Annotated in this window: 22 protein-coding genes; 18 read left to right on the top strand and 4 right to left on the bottom strand. The window is 62.3% G+C overall.

The annotated features are described in order from the left end of the window. The first annotated feature begins 326 nt into the window (after positions 1-326). The 18 genes from urtA to NCR39_RS10220 all read left to right on the top strand — a co-directional run bounded on the left by urtA (position 327) and on the right by NCR39_RS10220 (position 17,441). Positions 327-1,634 (top strand): urea ABC transporter substrate-binding protein, encoded by a 1,308-nt coding sequence (gene urtA, locus NCR39_RS10135; RefSeq protein ID WP_040050751.1) that lies wholly within the window; start codon positions 327-329, stop codon positions 1,632-1,634. A gap of 87 nt (positions 1,635-1,721) precedes the next feature. Further along, positions 1,722-3,338, top strand: coding sequence for an urea ABC transporter permease subunit UrtB (gene urtB, locus NCR39_RS10140; RefSeq protein ID WP_250452071.1), 1,617 nt, complete (start codon positions 1,722-1,724; stop codon positions 3,336-3,338). Positions 3,339-3,341: 3 nt separating this feature from the next. Beyond that, entirely contained in the window at positions 3,342-4,535 is a 1,194-nt protein-coding gene (gene urtC / locus NCR39_RS10145; protein ID WP_250452072.1) for an urea ABC transporter permease subunit UrtC, read from the top strand. Positions 4,536-4,630: 95 nt separating this feature from the next. Beyond that, positions 4,631-5,416: an urea ABC transporter ATP-binding protein UrtD gene (gene urtD / locus NCR39_RS10150; RefSeq protein ID WP_250452322.1), complete on the top strand. Its 786-nt coding sequence runs from the start codon at positions 4,631-4,633 to the stop codon at positions 5,414-5,416. A gap of 604 nt (positions 5,417-6,020) precedes the next feature. Continuing rightward, the gene (gene urtE / locus NCR39_RS10155) at positions 6,021-6,713 is read left to right on the top strand and encodes an urea ABC transporter ATP-binding subunit UrtE (protein ID WP_250452073.1); all 693 of its coding nucleotides are present in this window, start codon (positions 6,021-6,023) and stop codon (positions 6,711-6,713) included. Between the two features lie 29 nt (positions 6,714-6,742). Further along, a complete protein-coding gene (locus NCR39_RS10160; protein WP_250452074.1) occupies positions 6,743-7,603 on the top strand; it encodes an urease accessory protein UreD in 861 nt (286 codons plus the stop codon). Between the two features lie 176 nt (positions 7,604-7,779). Next, a complete protein-coding gene (locus NCR39_RS10165; RefSeq protein WP_250452075.1) occupies positions 7,780-8,568 on the top strand; it encodes a transporter substrate-binding domain-containing protein in 789 nt (262 codons plus the stop codon). Positions 8,569-8,586: 18 nt separating this feature from the next. Then, the gene (locus NCR39_RS10170) at positions 8,587-9,264 is read left to right on the top strand and encodes an amino acid ABC transporter permease (protein WP_250452076.1); all 678 of its coding nucleotides are present in this window, start codon (positions 8,587-8,589) and stop codon (positions 9,262-9,264) included. Beyond that, the gene (locus NCR39_RS10175; protein WP_040050757.1) at positions 9,261-9,911 is read left to right on the top strand and encodes an amino acid ABC transporter permease; all 651 of its coding nucleotides are present in this window, start codon (positions 9,261-9,263) and stop codon (positions 9,909-9,911) included. The genes NCR39_RS10170 and NCR39_RS10175 overlap by 4 nt, the downstream gene beginning before the upstream one ends. After that, positions 9,898-10,617, top strand: coding sequence for an amino acid ABC transporter ATP-binding protein (locus NCR39_RS10180; protein WP_250452077.1), 720 nt, complete (start codon positions 9,898-9,900; stop codon positions 10,615-10,617). Before NCR39_RS10175 ends, NCR39_RS10180 begins: the two co-directional genes overlap by 14 nt. 69 nt (positions 10,618-10,686) lie before the next feature. After that, positions 10,687-10,989 (top strand): urease subunit gamma, encoded by a 303-nt coding sequence (gene ureA, locus NCR39_RS10185; RefSeq protein WP_062641936.1) that lies wholly within the window; start codon positions 10,687-10,689, stop codon positions 10,987-10,989. Between the two features lie 8 nt (positions 10,990-10,997). Next, a complete protein-coding gene (locus NCR39_RS10190) occupies positions 10,998-11,303 on the top strand; it encodes an urease subunit beta (protein WP_250452078.1) in 306 nt (101 codons plus the stop codon). A gap of 21 nt (positions 11,304-11,324) precedes the next feature. Continuing rightward, entirely contained in the window at positions 11,325-13,031 is a 1,707-nt protein-coding gene (gene ureC / locus NCR39_RS10195; RefSeq protein WP_250452079.1) for an urease subunit alpha, read from the top strand. 8 nt (positions 13,032-13,039) lie between these two features. Further along, a complete protein-coding gene (gene ureE / locus NCR39_RS10200) occupies positions 13,040-13,636 on the top strand; it encodes an urease accessory protein UreE (RefSeq protein WP_250452080.1) in 597 nt (198 codons plus the stop codon). Further along, complete coding sequence (locus NCR39_RS10205) at positions 13,623-14,303, top strand: urease accessory protein UreF (protein WP_250452323.1); 681 nt, start codon at positions 13,623-13,625, stop codon at positions 14,301-14,303. Before ureE ends, NCR39_RS10205 begins: the two co-directional genes overlap by 14 nt. A 28-nt stretch (positions 14,304-14,331) precedes the next feature. Beyond that, a complete protein-coding gene (ureG, locus tag NCR39_RS10210; protein ID WP_250452081.1) occupies positions 14,332-14,982 on the top strand; it encodes an urease accessory protein UreG in 651 nt (216 codons plus the stop codon). A gap of 224 nt (positions 14,983-15,206) precedes the next feature. Beyond that, positions 15,207-16,370 (top strand): TIGR03118 family protein, encoded by a 1,164-nt coding sequence (locus tag NCR39_RS10215; protein WP_250452082.1) that lies wholly within the window; start codon positions 15,207-15,209, stop codon positions 16,368-16,370. 261 nt (positions 16,371-16,631) lie between these two features. Next, positions 16,632-17,441, top strand: coding sequence for a class I SAM-dependent methyltransferase (locus NCR39_RS10220; RefSeq protein WP_250452083.1), 810 nt, complete (start codon positions 16,632-16,634; stop codon positions 17,439-17,441). 15 nt (positions 17,442-17,456) lie between these two features. Here NCR39_RS10220 and cls read toward each other — a convergent pair whose 3' ends face one another. The 4 genes from cls to waaC form a co-directional block, all read right to left on the bottom strand. Then, positions 17,457-18,728, bottom strand: coding sequence for a cardiolipin synthase (gene cls / locus NCR39_RS10225; RefSeq protein WP_250452084.1), 1,272 nt, complete (start codon positions 18,726-18,728; stop codon positions 17,457-17,459). A gap of 100 nt (positions 18,729-18,828) precedes the next feature. Continuing rightward, positions 18,829-20,142: a lipid IV(A) 3-deoxy-D-manno-octulosonic acid transferase gene (gene waaA, locus NCR39_RS10230; RefSeq protein WP_250452324.1), complete on the bottom strand. Its 1,314-nt coding sequence runs from the start codon at positions 20,140-20,142 to the stop codon at positions 18,829-18,831. Between the two features lie 41 nt (positions 20,143-20,183). Then, positions 20,184-21,068 carry a Kdo hydroxylase KdoO gene (gene kdoO, locus NCR39_RS10235; protein WP_250452085.1) on the bottom strand — a complete coding sequence of 295 codons (885 nt, stop codon included), beginning with the start codon at positions 21,066-21,068 and terminating at the stop codon, positions 20,184-20,186. 57 nt (positions 21,069-21,125) lie between these two features. Continuing rightward, a complete protein-coding gene (waaC, locus tag NCR39_RS10240) occupies positions 21,126-22,067 on the bottom strand; it encodes a lipopolysaccharide heptosyltransferase I (RefSeq protein ID WP_284507180.1) in 942 nt (313 codons plus the stop codon). Positions 22,068-22,220 lie beyond the last annotated feature (153 nt).

Consider the following 22,220-nt stretch of genomic DNA (forward strand, 5'->3'; position numbering starts at 1 on the left):
CTTTGGTTACTTTCTTTGCAGCAGCAAAGAAAGTGACCCCCGCCCCGGGGAGGGGCGTGCTAATAGACCGACGCGAAAATAAAAGAACCCGCCGCACGCGAAGTGCAGAAAAAAGCCCCGTCCGCACCGCAACGATGCACCCGCGAACCAACTCTGCACCAAAACCAACCGCAACGAAGCGCAAGCACGCGGCATAAAGCCAACAGAAAACCCCATAAAACAAAGCCCCGCCGTGCAAACGGCCTCAATTGGCATAGCCCTTGCAGAACCCCGTCCGCTGCTTAGGGAAAAGCAGCGAACAAAACACATCGGCAAGGGGAACACCAATGAAACGACGCAGTCTGCTGAAGTTCGGCTCCATGTCCGGCGCACTCGCGCTCGCGGGCCAGCTTCCCATCTCCAGAGCGCAAGCCGCCGATACCGGTCCGATCAAAGTCGGCATTCTGCATTCGCTGTCCGGCACCATGGCGATCTCCGAAACATCGCTCAAGGACACCGCACTCATGACCATCGCCGATATCAACAAGAACGGCGGCGTCATGGGACGTCAACTCGAACCCGTCGTCGTCGATCCCGCTTCCAACTGGCCGCTCTTCGCGGAAAAAGCCCGCCAGCTCCTCACGCAAGACAAGGTCGCATGCGTGTTCGGATGCTGGACGTCGGTGTCGCGCAAGTCCGTGCTGCCCGTGTTCGAAGAACTCAACGGCCTGCTCTTCTATCCCGTCCAATACGAAGGCGAAGAGATGTCGCGCAACGTCTTCTATACAGGCGCCGCGCCCAATCAACAGGCCATCCCCGCCGTCGAATATCTGATGGGACCGGAAGGCGGCAGCGCCAAGCGCTTCTTCCTGCTCGGCACCGACTACGTGTACCCGCGCACGACCAACAAGATCCTGCGCGCCTTTCTCCATTCGAAGGGAGTCAAGGATGCAGATATTCAGGAGGTCTACACACCGTTCGGACATAGCGACTATCAAACCATCGTCGCGAACATCAAGACCTTTGCGCAAGGGGGAAAAACCACGGTCATCTCGACGATCAACGGCGACTCGAACGTTCCGTTCTACAAGGAGCTCGGTAATCAGGGGCTAAAAGCCACCGACGTGCCCGTCGTCGCGTTCTCGGTCGGCGAAGAAGAACTGCGCGGCATCGATACGAAACCACTCGTCGGCCATCTCGCCGCATGGAACTACTTCATGTCGGTGAAGAATCCCACCAACAAGAAATTCGAAACGCAGTTCGCCGAATGGGTCAAGACGCAGAACCTGCCCGGCGGAAACAAGCGCGTGACCAACGATCCGATGGAAGCCACGTTCGTCGGCATTCACATGTGGAAGCAGGCCGTCGAGAAAGCCAAGAGCACCGAAGTCGACAAGGTGCGCGTCGCCATGGTCGGTCAGACGTTCGCCGCACCTTCCGGCTTCACGCTCACGATGGACGGCAATCACCATCTGCACAAGCCCGTGATGATCGGCGAGATTCGCGGCGACGGTCAGTTCAACGTCGTCTGGAAAACCAAGACCGCGGTCCGCGCGCAACCGTGGAGCCCGTATATCGCGGGCAATGAAGGCAAGCCGGATGTCGTGACATCCATTCCGTCGTTCCTGCGCCGCTCGCGCGTGCGTACGGCCTGAGCACCATGCATTGATGGCTCGATGCAAGGCCGCGCGTTTCCGCATGCATGAACGCGCGGCCGTTTGAGTCTTACCAGAAAGGCCACCATGACCGGCTCGCTTGTCTCCCCTATCCTGCGTGTGTTGCTCGCGCTCCTCATTGCGTTCACGCCGTTCGCCGCCCACGCACTCACTGCCGACGATCTCGCCCCGCTCGCCGGCGATGACTTCGAAGCGAAGTCCGCCGCTATCGACAAGCTGATCGCCAACGCCGATGCGCCTTCCGTCGCGGTGCTGAATGCGCTCGCGGACGGCTCGCTCGTCGCCACCGACGACGGCCACGTCTACATGCAGACCGACGACGGCAACAAGGACCCCATCACCAACAAGATCGCCGATGCCCCCGATGCGCAAGCGATCACGCTGAACAACCTGCTGCGCACGAAAGTCGCGGGCGCGCTGTCGGGACTGCAGCTCGCATCGCCCGATATCGCCAAGCGCCGCGAAGCCGTCGCCGCGTTGCTGCGCAATCCGGATGCATCGATGAAGCCGTTGATCGATCGCGCCCGCGCCGCCGAAACCGACGTCGAATTGAAGAAGCGCCTCGACACGCTCTGGGCGATGACCGCGCTGCACGATCCCGATGCGAACAAGCGGCTCGAAGCCGCGCAACTCGTCGCGGCTCGCCATGATCTCGACATGTATGAACTGCTGCGCCCCATCGTCGCGAAGAAAAGCGACGGCAGCTATAACGAATCCGACGAGCGCGTGCGCGCAGCGGCCGAAGCCGGCATCAAGGAACTCGATTCGATCCAGCGTCGAAGCGAAATCGCGGGGACGATCTTCGCGGGACTCTCACTCGGCAGCGTGCTGTTGCTCGCGGCGCTCGGACTCGCGATCACGTATGGGCTCATTGGCGTCATCAACATGGCGCACGGCGAGTTCCTGATGATCGGTGCATATGCGACTTACGTGGTGCAGAACCTCGTGCAGCATTACGCGCCCGCAGCGTTCAACTGGTATCCGCTGTTCGCGGTGCCGGCTTCGTTCATCGCGGCTGCGCTCGTCGGCATCGTGCTGGAAAGGCTCGTTTTGAAGCATCTTTATGGGCGTCCGCTCGAAACCTTGCTCACCACGTTCGGCATCAGCCTGATCCTTATTCAAGCAACGCGCACGATCTTCGGCGCGCAGAACGTGCAAGTGACGAATCCCTCGTGGATGAGCGGCGGCGTCGCCGTCATGCAGAACCTGATCCTGCCGTATAACCGGCTGACGATTCTCGCGTTCTCGCTGGCTGTCGTGCTCATTGCGTGGGCCGTGCTCACGCGCACACGGCTCGGCCTCTTCGTTCGCGCGGTGACGCAGAACCGGCGCATGGCCGCGTGCGTCGGCGTGAAGACCGCGCGTGTCGATTCCTATGCGTTCGCGTTCGGCGCGGGCATCGCAGGGCTCGGCGGATGCGCGCTTTCGCAGATCGGCAACGTCGGTCCGGATTTGGGTCAGAGCTACATCATCGATTCGTTCATGGCGGTGGTGCTCGGCGGCGTCGGTCAGCTGGCGGGCACGGTGATCGGCGGCTTCGGGCTCGGTCTCGTCAGCAAGGCAATCGAGCCGTTCTGGGGCGCGGTGCTCGCGAAGATCGCGGTGCTCGTGCTGATCGTGTTGTTCATCCAGAAGCGTCCGCAGGGCATGTTCGCCCTGAAGGGCCGCAGCGCGGAGGCCTGATCGATGACCGCCTCGACCAACATCGGCGCGAACCTCGACGTCGCGCCGCAACCCGAAGAAAGCGCCGCGCGTGCGGGCTTCGCGCTCGGGCTGCCGCCGCGCGCCGCGCTCTTGCCGCGTAATGGATGGATCGCGCTGATCGCCCTTCTCATCGCGATGGGCATCTGCGTGCCGATCTCCGCGCTCGTGCTGCCGGAAACGAGCACGTTCCATTTGTCGGCTTATGCGATGACGCTCGTCGGCAAGCTCATGTGCTATGCGATCGGCGCGCTCGCGCTCGATCTCGTGTGGGGCTATTGCGGCATTCTGAGCCTTGGCCATGCGCTTTTCTTCGCGCTCGGCGGCTATGCGATGGGCATGTACCTGATGCGTTCCATCGGACGCGAAGGCACGTATCAAAGCGATCTGCCGGACTTCATGGTGTTTCTCGACTGGCATGCGTTGCCGTGGTACTGGCAAGGCACGGAGCATCTCTGGTATGCGCTCTTGCTCGTCGTGCTCGTGCCGGGCGTGCTTGCATGGGTGTTCGGCTTCTTCACGTTCCGCTCGCGCGTGAAGGGCGTGTATCTGTCGATCATCACGCAGGCGATGACCTTTGCTGCGATGCTGCTCTTCTATCGCAATGAAACGGGCTTCGGCGGCAACAACGGCTTCACGGACTTCAAGCGCATTGCGGGCTTTCCGGTCACGCATCCGGGCACGCGCACGGCGCTCTTTCTCATCACGTTCGCCGTGCTCGTGCTCGCGTTCCTTGCAGCGCGATGGATCGTCACGTCGAAGCTCGGCCGTGTCGTCACCGGCGTGCGCGATGGCGAAGCGCGCCTCATGTTCCTCGGCTACAGTCCGCTCGCGTACAAGCTTTTCATCTGGACCGTGTCGGCGGTGCTGTGCGGCATTGCGGGCGCGTTGTATGTGCCGCAAGTCGGCATCATCAATCCGAGCGAGATGTCCCCTGCGAATTCGATTGAAATGGCGATCTGGGTCGCAGTGGGCGGACGCGGCACGCTGATCGGTCCGATCATCGGCGCGTTCGCGGTCAATGGCGCGAAGAGCTTCTTTACCGCGTATTTCGCGGAGTATTGGCTGTTCTTCCTGGGCCTTATCTTTACGCTCGTGCCCTTGCTTTTGCCTAACGGCATCATGGGTCTCATCGATCTCGTTCGTCGAAAGAAGGTTGCAGGAGACGCCGCAGAATGACTGCTCATCATGCATTGATCGTCGATTTGCCGCCGCTTCCGCAAGCGCCCGAACCGGAAGAAACGGGCCACAAGAACATCAACGTGGTCTCGGGGATGGGCCATGTGCTTGCGCCGGGCGAGATCGACGTATCGCACGGCACCATTCTTTATCTCGAAGACGTGACTGTGAGCTTCGATGGCTTTCGCGCGCTCAACAAGCTGACGTTGTCGATCGACGTGGGTGAGTTGCGTTGCGTGATCGGTCCGAATGGCGCGGGCAAGACCACGATGATGGATGTGATCACCGGCAAGACGCGTCCTGACGATGGCAAGGTCTTTCTCGGGCAGACGTTCGATCTGACTCGCATGTCGGAGCCGGTGATTGCGCGCACGGGCATTGGCCGCAAGTTTCAGAAGCCGACGGTGTTCGAGAATCATCCCGTGTGGGAGAACCTCGAACTTGCGATGAAGACGGACAAGCGATGGTTTGCATCGTTGCGTGCGCGGCTGGATCGTGCGGCGCAGGCGCGGATCGAAGAGACGCTTGAACTGATTCGCTTGCAGCATCAGGCGACGCGGCTGGCGGGCGAACTATCGCATGGACAGAAGCAGCGGCTGGAGATCGGCATGTTGCTGATGCAGCAGCCTGCGCTGCTATTGCTCGATGAGCCTGCTGCCGGCATGACCGATCATGAGACGATGGAACTCGCCGAGTTGCTCAATGCGCTGCGCGGCTCGTGTTCGATGATGGTCGTCGAGCATGATATGGAGTTTGTTGCTGCGCTCAGTGGGGATAGTGGGAAGGTTACCGTGATGGCCGAGGGTTCTGTTCTTGCAGAAGGCACGCTCGATAGCGTCAAACGGGACGAGGCCGTTATTGAGTCTTACCTCGGACGGTGAGTTTTTTGCGTGCGCCTGTTTTTTGGGTGCTTTTTTTCGTGTCGGTCTATTGGTGTGCCCCTCCCCGGGGCGGGGGTCACTTTCTTTGCTGCTGCAAAGAAAGTAACCAAAGAAAGCAGCTTCTTGGCCCGAAGCACTAACTGTCGGGCCACCCTGTAGAACCAGATTGGCACTCAGCTTGACACAGCCTTGGAGCACCTTCCACGCCCACTATCACTACGTCCTCCGAGCCCCCCGGCTCGTTAACACCAACGCGCATTTACGCGCGCCGAGTGAAGCGAAATCGAAGGGTATGTTTTGGCACGACATTGTTGTGGGCGTGAGCGGTTGTTCCCGTTCGGTGTTATCGAGCCGAGGGGCTCGCATGACGTGGCGCTCAGTGGGCGTGGAGGGTGATTCAAGGTTCTATCAAGCTGAGTGCCAATCTGGTTCTACGGAGTGACCACACATTCAGTGCTTCGAGCCAGAAAAGCTGCTTTCTTTGGTTACTTTCTTTGCAGCAGCAAAGAAAGTGACCCCCGCCCCGGGGAGGGGCAACACCAATAGACCGACGCGAATACAAGTTCACCGACAAAGAAAGATTCGCCTGCAAGGATAAAGCGCAATGTTAGAAGTCGAAGACTTGAACCAGTACTACGGCGGAAGCCACATCCTGCGAAACGTGAGGATGACCGTCCCCGACGGAAAGCTAACCGTGCTATTAGGCCGCAACGGTGTCGGCAAAACGACGCTACTGCGCTGCGTAATGGGCGTCGTGCCGACCAAAAGCGGCACCATCACCTGGCGCGGCGCGAAGATATCGTCAATGGCGACTCACGCCCGCGTCGCAAGCGGGCTAGCCTACGTGCCGCAAGGACGCGACATCTTCGGCCGCCTGACGGTGGAAGAAAACCTGCTCGTCGGCGCGGCAAGCCGCAAATCGCCATCGAAGATTCCAGACCGCATCTACGAGCTATTCCCCGTTCTACGCGACATGAAACATCGCCGCGGCGGCGATCTCTCCGGCGGTCAGCAGCAGCAACTCGCCATCGGCCGCGCACTGATGAGCGAACCGCAACTGCTCATACTCGATGAACCGACCGAAGGCATCCAGCCTTCCATCATTCGCGACATCGGCCGCACGCTGCGTCAACTCGTCGATGAAATGGGCATGACCGTCCTGCTCGTCGAGCAGTATTACGACTTCGCGCGTGAACTCGCCGACCGCTACTGGGTCATGAGCCGCGGTGAAATCGTCGCGGGCGGCGCAGGATCGGAAATGGATGCGCATGGAGTGCGCGAGCTTATCGCCGTATGATGGCGAATCGTTCCCGATAGCCTCCGTCCATGCATCACGAATCTCACGCGGCGCTCGTCAATCCCGATATCTGGCGCGGCACGCTCGAACTCGGCTTCGCACGTCAGCATGGCCGCACCGTCTGCGCACATCGCAAGCATGAAGGGCCGCTGCGCATGCAACGGCCGCTCTATCCCGAAGGCGATATCTGTCATGCAGTCATCGTGCATCCGCCAGGCGGCGTGGCAGGCGGCGATCGCCTCAACATCGACATCAAGCTCGGCGACAGCACGCACGCCGTCATCACGACACCGGGCGCAACGAAGTGGTACAAGGCCAACGGCAAGCTCGCGACGCAGCGCATCGATATCGACCTCGCGCCGCATGCCAAGCTCGACTGGCTTCCGCAAAACAACATCGTGTTCGAATCGTCGAATGTCGAACTCGAGTTCAACGTGACGCTCGATGAAAGCGCGACCGCCATCGGCTGGGATGCGATGCTGCTCGGCCGCGCCGCCGCCGGTGAGCGCTGGACGCAAGGACATATCAGCGCGGTCTCGCGCATTGCGCATCGCGATCGACGCACGCTGTGGTTCGAACGCAGTCTCATCGATGCAAGCGATCCCCTGCGCGACGCATTGCAAGGCCTCGCGAGCTATCCCGCCTACGGCACGCTATGGGCAATCGGCCCCGCATGCGACGACGCCCTCGCCGAAGCCCTCACCGCGCAACTGCCGTTCGATGCCGACATGCGCGCCGCTGCATCATGCGTGGCGCCCGGCGTGCTGATCGTGCGCGCAGTCAGCCGTTCGATGGAGCCGCTGCAACGCGCGCTCACCGAATGCTGGATGCACTTGCGCCCGCTCGTGCATGGCGTCGACGCGCGGCCGCTGCGCCTGTGGACCACCTAGGCGACGCACCACGAAAGCGCATGCGCGCGCCCCGCGCTTGTGCGCCACGCTTGACGGTCATCGCGCGAACGCACATGGCATAAGGCTTTCTCATCGATGGCACGGCTCTCGCTTTAAGCGTCGATCCAAACGCCGCGCAAATCGCATGCGGCCATCCGAAGCCTGAAGGATCATCGATGCCGAAACTGTTTTCCCGCACGCGGCGCACTGCCCTCGCCGCCCTGCTTCTTTCTTTCGCGCCCTTCGCCGCGCACGCCGACGCACTCGACACCATCACGAAGAGCGGCATGTTGCGCGTGGCCGTGCCGGAAGACTATCCGCCCTTCGGATCCGTGGGCGCGGACATGAAGCCGCAAGGCTATGACGTCGACATGGCCGCGCTGCTCGCGAAGTCGCTCAAGGTCAAGCTCGAACTCGTGCCTGTGAACAGCGCGAACCGCATTCCGTATCTCACGACGAACAAGGTCGATCTCGTGATTTCATCGCTCGGCAAGACGCCCGAGCGCGAGAAGGTACTCGACTTCTCCACTGCTTATGCGCCCTATTTTCAGGGGGTTTTCGGTCCCGCCGACATCAAGGTGAGCGGTCCCGCCGATCTCACCGGCAAGACCGTCGGCGCGACGCGCGGCGCGCTCGAAGAGATCGCGCTTTCGCAGATGGCGCCGAACGCGACCATCAAGCGCTTCGAGGACAACAACGCGACCATCTCCGCGTTTCTCTCGGGACAAGTGCAGTTGATCGCGGCTGGCAACATCGTGGCTGCTGCGATTCTCTCGAAGAATCCGCCGCGCCGTCCGGAAGCGAAGTTCATCATCAAGGACTCGCCGTGCTTCGTCGGCATGAACAAGAACGAGCCGCGCCTTCTAGCGAAAGTGGACGACGCCATCGCGCAAGCGAAGAAGGACGGCACGCTCGGCGCGATGTCGAAGAAGTGGTTCGGCCAGCCGCTGCCCGCGAGCCTGTAACGAAGGACGCCGCATTCGATGGCCTATCAACTCGAATTCGCCGATCTCGCGAACTATGCAGGCATGTTCGCGAGCGGCGCGGCGACGACGCTCGCGCTCACGGCCGTTTCGACTGCGCTCGGCGTATCGCTCGGCGTGCTCGGCGCGGCCGGGCGCGATAGCCGTCATGCATGGCGGCGCTCGATCGTCGGCGCGTATGTCGAAGCAATCCGCAACACGCCGTTCATCGTGCAGCTCTTCTTCGTGTTCTTCGGGCTGCCCGCGCTCGGCATTCATCTGAGCGAATACGTCGCCGCCATTCTCGCGATGACGCTCAATCTCGGCGCCTATTCCATCGAGATCATTCGCGCGGGCATTGCAGCGGTGCCGAAGGGACATCACGAAGCGGCGGCTTCGCTTGCCCTGTCGCGTGGCGAAGCGTTCCGTCATGTCGTGCTGCCACAGGCGCTTGCGAAAGTCTTTCCTGCGTTGACGAGCCAGATCGTCATCACGATGCTCGGCTCCGCCGTGGTCTCGCAGATATCCGTGCCCGATCTGACCTATGCGGCAAGCTATATCCAGTCGCGCAATTTCCGCGCATTCGAGACGTTCTTTCTCATCACCGCCACTTACCTCGTGCTCGCGTTCATCGTGCGCGCGGCGCTGAATGCGGCGGCGAAGCGTCTCTTCGCGCATGAGAGGAGCATCGCGCGATGATCGAATTCACGCTCGCACAGATCGTCGAGAACCTGTTGCTCGCGGCGCGATGGACCATCGTGCTGTCCATCGTTTCGTTCGTGCTGGGCGGCATCGTCGGCTTCGCGCTGCTCCTCATGCGCGTGTCGAAGTACGAGCTTCTGCGTACGCTCGTCAAGGGCTATATCCAGATCTTTCAGGGCACGCCCTTGCTGATGCAGCTCTTTCTCGTGTTCTTCGGCTTGCCGTTGATCGGCGTGGAAGTGTCGCCGTGGTTCGCGGCAACCGTCGGCCTCACGCTCTTCACGAGCGCGTATCTCGCGGAAATCTGGCGCGGCGCGGTGGAAGCCGTGCCGAAGGGCCAGTGGGAAGCGTCGTCGAGTCTTGCAATGAGCTACTTCGAGCAGCTTCGTCACGTGATCCTTCCGCAAGCCACGCGCATCGCCGTGGGACCGACAGTCGGCTTCGCGGTGCAGGCGGTGAAGGACACGGCGCTCGTATCGATCATCGGCTTCACGGAACTCACCAAGGCCGGCACGATGATCTCCAACGCGACGTTCAGGCCGTTCCTCGTGTATGGCCTCGTCGCCGTCATCTACTTCTTGCTTTGCTATCCGCTGTCGCGATACGCGCGCACGCTCGAAAGGAAATGGAATGCCGCTCGTTGAAACCCGCAATCTGCAAAAGCAGTTCGGCTCGAATCAGGTTCTGAAGGGCATCGATTTTTCGGTCGAACGCGGACAGGTCGTGTCGATCATCGGGCGCAGCGGCTCGGGCAAGAGCACGCTGTTGCGCACGCTCAACGGGCTCGAGAGCATCGACGAAGGCTCGATCGAAATCGACGGGGAGCATATCGATGCGCGCCACGCCGACTTGCGCGCGCTCCGCCTCAAGGTCGGCATGGTGTTTCAGCAATACAACCTCTTTCCGCATCTGACCGCCGGCCAGAACGTGATGCTCGCGCAAACGGTCGTCAAGAAGGTGCATAAGGCGAAGGCGCGCGCCACCGCGCAAGGCGTGCTCGAACGCGTGGGCCTCGGCGACAAGTTCGACGCGTATCCCGACCAGCTATCCGGCGGACAGCAGCAGCGCGTGGCCATCGCGCGTGCATTGGCGATGAAGCCGACCGTTCTTCTGTGCGATGAAATCACGTCCGCGCTCGATCCCGAACTCGTCGGCGAAGTGCTCGCCGTGGTCGAAACGCTTGCACGCGACGGCATGACGCTCATCATGGTGACGCACGAAATGCGCTTTGCGCGCAGCGTCAGCGACAAGGTGGTCTTCATGCATCAGGGGCGCGTATGGGAATCCGGCGCGCCCGAACAGATCTTCGAAAGGCCATCGACAGTCGAACTGCAACGCTTCATTCAATAAGCTTTCATGCCCTGAAACACGAGGTCAAGTGCTAGCATGACGAAGCCCATCGCTCATTAGAACAAGTCCATGAAACTCACGCCTCGCGAAAAGGACAAGCTCCTCATCTTCACGGCGGCACTGCTCGCGGAACGCCGTCGAGCGCGCGGCCTCAAGCTGAACTATCCGGAAGCGGTCGCCTTCATCTCCGCCGCGCTGATGGAAGCCGCACGCGATGGCAAGACCGTCGCGGAAGTCATGCATTACGGCACCACGCTTCTTACACGCGACGACGTCATGGAAGGCGTGCCGGAAATGATTCCCGACATTCAGATCGAAGCCACCTTCCCCGATGGCACGAAGCTCGTGACCGTCCACCATCCCATTCCCTGAGACGCGCGATGATTCCCGGCGAATATCTGATCGACGACGGCGAGCACGAACTCAACGCGGGCCGCGAAACCGTATCGGTCGTCGTGGCCAATAGCGGCGACCGGCCCGTGCAGGTCGGCTCGCACTACCACTTCTATGAGGTCAACACGGCGCTCATCTTCGATCGCGAGAAGACGCGCGGCTTCCGGCTCAATATCGCGGCGGGCACCGCCGTGCGATTCGAGCCGGGACAGGAGCGCACGGTCGAGCTCGTCGCGCTTGCAGGCGATCGTCACGTGTATGGCTTCAACGGCCTCATCATGGGCCCGCTTTAATTCAAAGCCAAAAGGAAGAATATGACGCTACGCATCGGCCGCCGCGCTTATGCGGAAATGTTCGGCCCGACCACCGGCGACCGTGTGCGCCTCGCCGACACCGACCTCATCATCGAAGTCGAACGCGACTTCACCACGTATGGCGAAGAAGTGAAGTTCGGCGGCGGCAAGGTCATTCGCGACGGCATGGGCCAGTCGCAGCGCACGTCCGCCGACGTGGTCGATACCGTCGTGACCAACGCGCTGATTCTCGATCACTGGGGCATCGTGAAGGCGGATATCGGCATCAAGGGCGGGCGCATCTTCGCCATCGGCAAGGCCGGCAATCCCGACATCCAGCCGAACGTGACCATTGCGATCGGCGCGGCCACGGAAGTGATCGCGGGCGAAGGCATGATCGTGACCGCGGGCGGCATCGATACGCATATCCACTTCATCAGCCCGCAGCAGATCGACGAAGCGCTCGCGAGCGGCGTCACGACGATGCTCGGCGGCGGCACCGGTCCCGCGACCGGCACCAATGCGACCACCTGCACGCCGGGGCCGTGGCACATGGAACGCATGCTGCAAGCGGCCGATGGCTGGCCCATTAATCTCGGCTTTCTCGGCAAGGGCAATGCGAGCCTGAAGGAACCGCTCGTCGAGCAGATCAAGGCGGGCGCGATCGGTCTCAAGCTGCACGAAGACTGGGGCACGACGCCCGCGGCCATCGACAATTGCCTTTCCGTCGCCGACGATACCGACACGCAAGTCGCCATTCACACGGACACGCTCAACGAAGCGGGCTTCGTCGAAGCGACCATCGCCGCGTTCAAGGGCCGCACGATCCACACGTATCACACGGAAGGCGCGGGCGGCGGCCACGCGCCGGACATCATCAAGGTGGCGGGCGAATCCAACGTGCTGCCCTCTTCCACCAATCCCACGCGGCCTTATACCGTCAACACGCTCGACGAGCATCTCGACATGCTGATGGTGTGCCATCACCTGGACCCGTCCATTGCAGAGGACATTGCGTTCGCGGAGTCGCGCATTCGCCGCGAGACCATCGCGGCAGAAGATATCCTGCACGATCTCGGCGCGCTATCCATGCTTTCTTCGGATTCCCAAGCAATGGGGCGCGTGGGCGAAGTCATCATCCGCACATGGCAGACCGCGCACAAGATGAAGATACAGCGCGGCGCGTTGCCGGAAGACAACGCGCGCAACGACAATTTCCGCGCCAAACGCTATGTCGCGAAGTACACGATCAATCCCGCAATCACGCATGGCATCGCGCATGAAGTGGGATCCATCGAGCCGGGCAAGTGGGCCGATCTCGTGTTCTGGGAGCCGGCGTTCTTCGGCGTGAAGCCCGCGATGATCGTCAAGGGCGGCATGATCGCGGTGGCGCAAATGGGCGATCCGAATGCATCGATCCCCACGCCGCAGCCCGTGCATTATCGCGAGATGTTCGCCACGCGCGGCGGTGCGCTCGGCAAGACATCGCTGACGTTCGTGTCGCAAATGGCGCTCGAGTCGCGTATCACGGAACGATATGGCTTGCGAAAACAGGTGGTCGCGGTGAAGAACTGCCGCACGGTGAAAAAGGCCGACATGATTCACAATGCATGGCAGCCGTCCATCAGCGTCGATCCGCAGACGTATCAGGTGATCGCCGATGGACAATTGCTCACCTGCGATCCCGCCACAGTGCTGCCGATGGCGCAACGCTATTTCCTGTTCTGACCGTTTCCATGCGTACCATCGACAAACGCCTCACCGCCAAACTCGCCACCGTGCTCGTCAAGCGCGCACCCACGCTGACCCTCGCGTTCGATGCGCGCTGCAAGAGCCGCGCAGCCGCCACGCTGGATAACGGCGAGGAAGTCGCGCTCGTGATGCCGCGCGGCACCGTGCTCGCGGATGGCGACATGCTCGTCGCCGACGATGGCGGCTTCGTGCGCGTCATCGCGGCGGCCGAAGACGTGCTCGTCGTGCGCGCGGTGAATCCGCTCACGCTGATGCGCGCGGCTTACCATCTCGGCAATCGGCACACGCCTGTCGAAGTGCATGCGGATCATCTGAAGCTCGAAGCCGACGCCGTGCTCGAAGACATGCTCAAGCGTCTCGGCGCGACGGTCACACGCGAATCGCAGCCGTTTCAGCCGGAAACGGGCGCATATGGCGGCGGCCACAAGCACGGACACGACGAGACCTTCAGCGAGGACTACGCGCTCGCGCAGAAGGTTTATCACGAGCATCACGGCCACGATCACTCGCAGTGCGGGCACGATCATTCGCATGACCACTCGCACGATCATCACCATCATCACGGTCATGCGCACGACTGAACTCACGGCGCTCTTGCATCTCGCGTCGCCTGCGCTGCCTATCGGCGCATTCAGTTATTCGCAAGGCCTCGAAGCGGCGATCGAGCACGGCTTCATTCACGATGCCGACAGCGCGCGCGAATGGATCGCAAGCGGTCTTTCTCATGTGCTCGCGCGTGGGGAATTGCCGTTCATCGCGCATCAGATGGCACGCTGGCGCGCGCACGATGCCGCCGCGCTCGCCCGTGCCGACGACGAATACATCGCGAGCCGCGAGTCCGCTGAATTGCGGCGCGAAACCGAGCAGATGGGATGGTCGCTTGCGCAACTGTGCGCATCGCTCGAATGGGGCGATGCGGCACGCCGTGCAACGCTCGCCGCGATGAAGCCCATCGCGCAGCCCACGGCGTTCGCGTTCGCCGCATACGCGCACGATGCTTCGCCCGATGCCGCGCTCGCCGCTTATGCATTTAGTTGGGTAGAGAATCAGGCGGCCGCGGCGCTCAAAGCGGTGCCGCTCGGACAACTCGCGGGGCAGCGGATCATCGTTGCATTGCGCGCGCTTATCGACGAAGCCGTGAGTCGTGCGCTGGCTACATCGCCCGATGAAGTGAATACCTTTGCGCCGCAACTCGGCATTTTGTCGGCGCGGCATGAGTCGCAATATTCGCGGCTCTTTCGTTCCTAACTCGCTTTAGCATTCGAACCGATATCGCATGAACGCTCCCGCTTATTCCGCCGCCGCTCGCCGTACCAAGAAACTGCCGCCGTTGCGCGTGGGCGTCGGCGGGCCCGTCGGCTCCGGCAAGACAACGCTGCTCGAAATGCTCTGCAAGGCGATGCGCGACAAGTACGATCTCGTCGCCATCACCAACGATATCTATACGAAAGAAGATCAACGCCTGTTGACCGTGGCGGGCGCATTGCCGCCCGAGCGCATCATGGGCGTGGAAACGGGCGGCTGTCCGCATACGGCCATTCGCGAAGATGCATCGATCAATCTCGAAGCGGTGGACAGGATGGTGTCGCGCTTTCCGGATGTCGATATCGTTTTCATCGAATCGGGCGGGGACAATCTGGCGGCTACGTTCAGCCCCGAGCTTTCCGATCTGACCATCTATGTGATCGATGTCGCCGGCGGCGAGAAGATTCCGCGCAAAGGCGGCCCGGGCATCACCAAGTCGGATCTGCTCGTCATCAACAAGACGGATCTTGCGCCTCATGTCGGCGCGAATCTCGATGTGATGGCCAGCGACGCTAAAAAGATGCGCGGCGAAAGGCCCTTCGTGATGTGCAATCTCAAAGCCCTCGATGGGCTGGATGCAGTGATTTCCTTCATCGAGAAGAAAGGGTTGTTGGCGGTCTGATGGGACGATGGTCCGCTGGCGGCCGCTGAACGTGGTCGCCAGGCATTGCACGCTCGAATTCATTCCCTCTTTTATGTAGCTGTTCTAATAAAATCCGCAGCACGAACACCTTCCATTTGCTTTGTCGCGTCCCGCTGGAATTTCGGGAACGTCAAGGCCGTTTACGTTGCTCCAGCTCCAATTCACAGAGCAGGTCCTCATCAAATTGGACCAAGGAGGGTGTCATGTCTCATGTCTCCGGATGTCTGAAAGCAGCCGTTGCAATGGTCGTTGCCGCCGGTTTCACGACCGCTCATGCGGGCCACGACGATGCGTATGTCGTCACGCCGCTCGTCTCGAATGTGGCAGGCGCTGCCCCGAAAGTGGACGGCGTGTTGCAGAACGCCTGGGGCATTGCGTTCAGTCCTGCCGGCAGTCCTTTCTGGGTGAACGACAACGCCACGGGCTGCTCCACCCTGTATGACGGCGAAGGCACGAAGCTGTCATTACAGGTTGTCATTCCGTTGCCGGGCAATGTCATACCGGCGGGCGCGTGCCGCGCGGTCTTTCACAATAATCCGCCGAACCCAGCGCCTGCTGCGCCGACAGGCATGGTATGGAACGCCTCGGCGGCATTCCTCGTGCCGGGCACGACCATCCCCGCTGCGTTTATCTTCGCGACCGAAGACGGCACGCTTTCCGCCTGGGCGGGCGGACTGAATCCGGCGAACAACGCCGTGATCGCAGTGGACAATTCAGCCGTTCCGTCCGTCGCGAATCATGCCGTCTACAAGGGTCTCGCGTTCGGCGTCAACAAGAAGGGCCTCTTTCTCTTTGCGACGAATTTCCGTTCGGGCCGCATCGACGTATTCGGACCCAGCGGCGGCGCCAACGGCCGCTATATGAGCGCGACGACAGACGGCGGCTTCATGGACCCGCATATGCCAGCGGGCTTTGCACCGTTCGGCATCGCCAATATCGACGGCGATCTCTTCGTCACTTATGCCCAGCAGGACGACCAGAAGCACGACGACGTCGCGGGCAACGGGCTCGGCTTCGTCGATGTATTCGACACCGACGGTCATCTGTTGCGTCGCTTCGCGAGCCGGGGAACACTTAATTCGCCGTGGGGCGTCACGCGCGCATCGTTCGATTTCGGCCCGTTCAGCGGCAAGATTCTCGTCGGCAATTTCGGCAATGGCCGGATCAATGTCTTCAGCAACGACGGCACGTTCGTCGATCAACTGGAAGATGTGTACGGCAATCCTCTGACCATCGACGGCTTGTGGGCGCTCACGCTGGGCGGCGGCCGCAACTCGAACTCGGACACGCTCTACTTCTCGGCAGGCCCCAATGAAGAAGCGAATGGCCTGTTTGGAACCATTAAACCGGTGCGCGGCCATAAATGAAGCCTTGAGGCACGACGCCTCGCTCCGCGCCCCTTGCCTCCTCCTTGCTCGGAAAGAAAGCGCAAGGGCCGCTGAACGACAAAATCACATCAATGCAAGACGAAAAGAATCCGCATATGTTCGCCGCTTCACATATCCGTCGAAGGCAAGCTGTTTAGAATCGGTCTTCTCGTGCCGCATCTTCACGTCCGGCCTTCGACGCGCGTTCGATTTGTTCAACTGAACAAATGATCGTTCGCTTTCGATTAATGTGGAGAATCTATGAATACGAGCGCAACGTTCAAAGCGGAAATCAAGCGGCGGGTGAAATGGTCTTTGATCGGCGCGGTCGCGCGGCTCCCGGACTCAGTACAAACCCTTCTTTTCGTTTCGGCCATCCGCAAATACGGCAAGCGGGTGCCCATTCTGAGGGCCGTCTACAGCGGCTGTTACAGGACTCATCCGATCGATCGCACGCTCGGCACCGACACCGGCGGCATTTATCCGCCCGAATCCGTGACAGGCACCAATGGCCCGGAAAACGGCAATCTTCCCTATATGGGCTGCCAGCCGAGCATTGTCCGGCACGCGCTGAATCAGCTTGGCGACGTAAGCGGACGCACGTTCATCGACATTGGTTGCGGCAAGGGCCGGCCGATGATCGTCGCGACGGAATTCCCGTTCGATGCTGTCCTCGGCTACGACATCGCGGCGCCGCTCGTCGATATTGCGAACCGCAACGCACAGATCGTCGCGCGCCGCTTTCCGGAACGAACGGCCATGCGCGCGTTCGTCGACGACGCGACCCGCATGCCCTTTCCTTCGAAAGATATCGTCGCGTTCTTCTTCAACCCGTTCGGCGCGGAACTCATGAGCGTCATGCGGCAGAAGTTCGAGGCTGCGCTTGCCGATCACACGCTCGAACGCCTCACTATCGTCTACATATATCCGACGTGCGCGCATGTGTACGACGCGTCGCCGATGCTGGCGCGGCAAGCGTCGTTCAATACGCCGTACGCGCCGAGCGAAATCGGCTATGGACCTGATTCGCAGCAGGAAGTCATCATTTGGAACGACGCGCGGCACGCGTGAGCGTGAAGACTCGCTCTACAGCTGCGAATCCAGCAGCGCGACGACGCGATCCACGATCTTTTCGCGCAGCGGACGCCGGCGCCAGTCTTCCAGCGTGATGCGTTTCGCCTGCGCGATATCGCGATCGAAAACCGCTGTCTGCTGACGCGCGAAATCGCGATCGTAGATGTTGAGATTGGCTTCGTCGTTGAGCTTGAACGACCGGCTGTCGAAGTTCGTCGAGCCGACCGACACCAGATATTCATCGACGACGATCACCTTGCAGTGGAACATCGTCGGCTGATACTCGAACATCTCCACGCCCGCCGCGAGCAGATCGCCCCAGCACGCGCGCGACGCCTCGCGCACCGTATGCGTATCGATGCGCTTGCCCGGCGTGATGACACGCACCTTCACGCCCCGCTTCACCGCCTCGACGATCGCGTTGATCGTCAGTTTGTCCGGCACGAAGTACGCGCTCGACAACTGAATGGAATGCGTCGCGGCCGTGATCGCCATGAGATACATGAGCTGCATGTCGTCGCTGCCGCCCGAGGGCGAGCTGCTGAACATGTGCGCGAGGCCGTCGCCCGCGGCGTCGATCTCCGGGAAGTAATCCGGGCCGTGCAGGACATTGCCCGTCGACTTGACCCAGTTGTCCATGAAGACCGCCTGCATCTGCCCGACCGCCGGACCTTCCACGCGAAAGTGCGTGTCGCGCCAATGCTTTTCGTCCTGCGCGTGTCCCGTCCATTCATCGGCGATCCCCACGCCGCCCGTGAAGCCGATGTGTCCGTCGATCACGAGCAGCTTGCGGTGCGTGCGGTCGTTCATGCGGCCAAGCCCGGTCCAGTGCGGCTTGTGATACAGCACGACTTCGGCGCCCGCCTCGCGCAGCATGCGCAGATAGCGCTTGTCCATCTTCGACGAGCCGACCCAATCGAGCAGCACATGCACCGCGACGCCCTCACGCGCCTTGTCCGCGAGCGCACTCGCAATCTGCTCGCCAATTCCGCCGGACCAGTAAATGAAGGTTTCGAACGTGATGGTGCGGCGCGCGGAGCGGATGCCTTCCGCCATCGAAGGAAAGATCTGATCGCCGTTCACGAGCACGTCGAAGCGGTTGCCGCCGACGACGGGCGGCCCGAGCAGCAGTCCCATGGAGCGGAGAAATTGCGGATCGTCGCTCGGATAGAGCCGTTCGATCTTGTGCTCGATCTTCTTCTCGCCGCTCGACAGGTTCGCGATGACCAGCACGACGACGAGCGTCACCGCGATGGTCAGGGCAATCAGGGCAATCGTCGGCATGCGCGGTCCTCGCTTGACGGACGGTCGTCCGGAACCGCTAGTGTACGGGCGTTTCGAAACGGGGATGGATGGGACGATCCTCTATGGTGCGATCCGGCGCTTAAGTCTCGCGATCTTCCAGCAACGCACCCAGCACCTTCACCGTCCGCTCCGTCGCCCCGCGATGCCGCGCCGCGAACGCCGCCGCCGCTTCGCTCATCGCGATCCGGCGCGGCTTGTCCGCGAACAACTCGCGCAACGCACGCGCAAGACCGTGCGGATCGTCGACACGCAACGCCGCGCCCGCCGCGATGGCATCGTTGGTCGCCTGCGTGAAATTGAACGTGTGCGGTCCGATCAGCACGGGCACGCCCGCCGCGCACGCTTCGATCAGATTCTGCCCGCCGAGCGGCAACAGGCTCCCGCCGATGAACGCCAGATCCGCCGCCGCGTAATACGCGCCGAGTTCGCCCATCGAATCGCCGAGCAGCACCTGCACGTTCGACGCCAACCGCGCCGGCACGTCCGCACCCGATCCTGCCGCGACGGGCTTCGGCGCCCAGACGGAACGGCGCGCGCCCGTCATGGCCGCCGCCGCGATCAGCGCCGATACTTCGTCGAACCGTTGCGGATGACGCGGCACCAGAATCAGCAGCGCATCCGGCACGTTCAGCGCGGCGAACGCCCGCAGCACGAGCGTTTCCTCGCCTTCGCGCGTGCTCGCCGCGACCCACACGGGACGATCGCCGATGGCCGCGCGCCACGCCTGACCGCGCGCCACCAGTTCGGGCGGGGCGGTCATGTCGAACTTGAGATTGCCGAGCACCGCGACATTGCGCGCGCCGAGCGCGGTCAGCCGTTGCGCGTCGGAAGGCGTCTGCGCGAGCACGCGCGTGAAGCCGCCGAACACTTCGCGCACCGCGCGCCCGAAACGCGCCGCGCGCCGGTACGAGCGCTCCGACATCCGCGCGTTCGTCAGCACGAGCGGCACGTCGGCGTGTTTGCATTCGTCGATCAGCGTCGGCCAGACTTCCGTTTCCATCACGATGCCGAGCGACGGCCGCCACGCGCGCAGGAAGCGCCGCACGAGATGCGGCAGGTCGTAGGGAAGATAGCTGCGCAGAACGCGGTCGCCGAACAGGTCGATGCCCGTCGCGCGGCCGCTCGGCGTCATGTGCGTGATGAGGACTCGCGCATCGGGATGCGCTTTCATCAGCGCTTCGATGAGCGGCTGCGCGGCGCGCGTTTCGCCCACCGACACCGCGTGCACCCAGATGAGCGGCGCGAGATCGTCGGGGCGGCGCGCGGGGCCGCGTCCGAATCGTTCGCCGATATGCTCGCGATACCCCCGCTCCCTGCGCGACCGGATGTAGAGCCGCAGCACGGCAAGCGGCGCGACGATCCACCACATCGCGCGATAGATCGCTCTCAGCACGACAGCCGAGAACGGCGCCGCCGGCGCGGATGCAGCGCCGCTCAAACGAGCGCCCTGCCCTTCAGGCGCTCGAGAATGCCGAGCGGCGCGTGATCCGGGCGCGCCATCGCCTTGACGGGCAGGAAGAACGTCTGCTCCATCATGAACTGGCCGGACATGACCGCGTGCGACGCCTGATCCGAGAAGCAGATCCACACGCAGCCGGGCGGAAACGGCATCGTCTCCTGCGGCGACGACTTCTGATAATTGAGATCGGCCTTCATCGCGTCATGCAGATGCAGCATCAGATGGTCGTACTCGCTGCGCTTCGTCTTCGTGATGTGCAGCAGGTTCATGAGCCACGCCGATCCCGGCGCCTGCGCCTTGATGGCGGGCAAGAAGCGCTTGGCCATGTCCTCGAACGGCTCGCCCACGCGCCACACGCGCGGCGTGCCGTTCGGGTGCACGTTCGTGAAGACGCGCAGAATGCGCTCGCCGTAGTTCGGACGCGACGGGAACGCATCGACGTGCAGGCGGCTGTCGTCCTTGCGCCACGACGTCTCGCGCGTTTCCACCTGATGCAGCCGCAGGCTCGTGGGCGCGACGCGCAGCTTGCCGTCGTATTCGGGAAAGAGGCCGTCGACGAGCGTGCGCGCATTCGTCTGATACCGGCCGATGAGCGAGCGCACCGCCGACTGCATCACGTTGTCGCCCATGACGCCGTTGAGCGCGCCGCCGTTGGGCGCGAGGCTGATGTTCTTGCGCTTCGGGTCCGCGATTTTGGGGTCGAGCAAAGCCTGCTCGCCGCCTTCGATCGCGAAACGCAGATTGGGAAAATAGAGGACCTTGCCGTCTTCTACGGCGGCGAGGAGCGTCTCGCGCGGTACGGACAGGTTCTTGCCCTGCCAGTCGCATGAAGCGACTTCGATGATTTGAGATTCCGTCATGTGCCTTCGAACTTGAGTGGGCTCGCGCACGGCGCTACGCGTCAAGGCATCGAAACGTCAAAGCAGGCCGAAACCCGCGAGCGCGGCCTTGACTTCGGCGAGCGTCGGATGCCGGCTCGCGTCGCCGAGATTGAGCACGTTCGGCGACCAGTAGCCGCCGGTGCGCCATGCGGTCGAGAAATTGTACAACTCGACGGTGGGGCGTTTCAGCGCTGCGGCAATATGCACGAGGCCCGTATCGACGCCGACAGTCGCTGCCGCGCCCTCGATCAATCCGACGACCGCCGGCAGCGAGAGCTTCGGCGGCACGATGGCGGCCGCGCCGAACTCCTTCGCGAGCTTCTCGCTCGTCGCGCGTTCGGCGTCGCTTCCCCACGGCAGCACGATCGATGCCCCGCGCGTGACGAGCGCCTGCCCCAGTTCGATCCACGCGGCTTCGGGCCATTGCTTGTCGGCGCGGGACGTGGCGTGAACGAACACGACATACGGCACCGGCAGATTCAGCCCGAGCGCGGACACGGCGAGCGTCGCGCGGCGCGTGTCGATGCCGAAGTCGATGTCGTCGGTCATCTGCGGGCGCGGCAGATCGAGCGCCGCGGCCACGAGCTGGCGCGTGCGCTCGACGACATGCGTGCGCGGCTCGATCGGCACGCGGCGGTCATAGAAGAAGCGCACGGGCCATTCGAAGCCCGCGCCGTCCGTGCGATTCGCGAGCCCGACGAGCGGCCCCCGCGCCCAGCTCGCGACCCACGCGGTCTTGATGAGCCCCTGGCAGTCGATCACGAGATCGTATTTCTCGGCGGCGAGTTCGCGCCTGAACTTGCCGATCTCGCGCCAGTTGGCCGCCGACGCGAAGCCCTTGCGCCAGCGGCGCAGCGAGAACGGAATCGCACGGCGCACGCCATCGACCAGTTCGACGAGACTCGCGAAACTCTCTTCGACGAGCCAGTCGATTTGCGCATCGGGATAACGGCGGCGAATGTCGGCGATGGCCGGCATGTTGTGAACGACGTCGCCAAGCGACGACACGCGGACGATCAGGATCTTTTGCACGCTGTGTGGGAAGGCGCGGATCGCGCGTGGAGAAAGAACGGGAAGCGGGGATTTTAGCGCGGCTCGCCGGCGCGCCACGCAATAAAAAACGGCGCTACC

This window comes from Caballeronia sp. ATUFL_M2_KS44, assembly GCF_023630965.1.
GTDB lineage: Bacteria > Pseudomonadota > Gammaproteobacteria > Burkholderiales > Burkholderiaceae > Caballeronia > Caballeronia concitans.

Coding starts and splice junctions, on each gene's coding strand:
- urtC (WP_250452072.1), top strand. CDS start 3,342: ATGACCGCCTCGACCAACATCGGCGCGAACCTCGACGTCGCGCCGCAA.
- NCR39_RS10220 (WP_250452083.1), top strand. CDS start 16,632: ATGAATACGAGCGCAACGTTCAAAGCGGAAATCAAGCGGCGGGTGAAA.
- NCR39_RS10190 (WP_250452078.1), top strand. CDS start 10,998: ATGATTCCCGGCGAATATCTGATCGACGACGGCGAGCACGAACTCAAC.
- NCR39_RS10175 (WP_040050757.1), top strand. CDS start 9,261: ATGATCGAATTCACGCTCGCACAGATCGTCGAGAACCTGTTGCTCGCG.
- urtB (WP_250452071.1), top strand. CDS start 1,722: ATGACCGGCTCGCTTGTCTCCCCTATCCTGCGTGTGTTGCTCGCGCTC.
- NCR39_RS10205 (WP_250452323.1), top strand. CDS start 13,623: ATGCGCACGACTGAACTCACGGCGCTCTTGCATCTCGCGTCGCCTGCG.
- urtA (WP_040050751.1), top strand. CDS start 327: ATGAAACGACGCAGTCTGCTGAAGTTCGGCTCCATGTCCGGCGCACTC.
- cls (WP_250452084.1), bottom strand. CDS start 18,728: ATGCCGACGATTGCCCTGATTGCCCTGACCATCGCGGTGACGCTCGTC.
- NCR39_RS10160 (WP_250452074.1), top strand. CDS start 6,743: ATGCATCACGAATCTCACGCGGCGCTCGTCAATCCCGATATCTGGCGC.
- kdoO (WP_250452085.1), bottom strand. CDS start 21,068: ATGACGGAATCTCAAATCATCGAAGTCGCTTCATGCGACTGGCAGGGC.
- NCR39_RS10170 (WP_250452076.1), top strand. CDS start 8,587: ATGGCCTATCAACTCGAATTCGCCGATCTCGCGAACTATGCAGGCATG.
- NCR39_RS10215 (WP_250452082.1), top strand. CDS start 15,207: ATGTCTCATGTCTCCGGATGTCTGAAAGCAGCCGTTGCAATGGTCGTT.
- ureG (WP_250452081.1), top strand. CDS start 14,332: ATGAACGCTCCCGCTTATTCCGCCGCCGCTCGCCGTACCAAGAAACTG.
- ureC (WP_250452079.1), top strand. CDS start 11,325: ATGACGCTACGCATCGGCCGCCGCGCTTATGCGGAAATGTTCGGCCCG.
- ureE (WP_250452080.1), top strand. CDS start 13,040: ATGCGTACCATCGACAAACGCCTCACCGCCAAACTCGCCACCGTGCTC.
- NCR39_RS10180 (WP_250452077.1), top strand. CDS start 9,898: ATGCCGCTCGTTGAAACCCGCAATCTGCAAAAGCAGTTCGGCTCGAAT.
- waaC (WP_284507180.1), bottom strand. CDS start 22,067: ATGCCGGCCATCGCCGACATTCGCCGCCGTTATCCCGATGCGCAAATC.
- ureA (WP_062641936.1), top strand. CDS start 10,687: ATGAAACTCACGCCTCGCGAAAAGGACAAGCTCCTCATCTTCACGGCG.
- NCR39_RS10165 (WP_250452075.1), top strand. CDS start 7,780: ATGCCGAAACTGTTTTCCCGCACGCGGCGCACTGCCCTCGCCGCCCTG.
- urtE (WP_250452073.1), top strand. CDS start 6,021: ATGTTAGAAGTCGAAGACTTGAACCAGTACTACGGCGGAAGCCACATC.
- urtD (WP_250452322.1), top strand. CDS start 4,631: ATGGGCCATGTGCTTGCGCCGGGCGAGATCGACGTATCGCACGGCACC.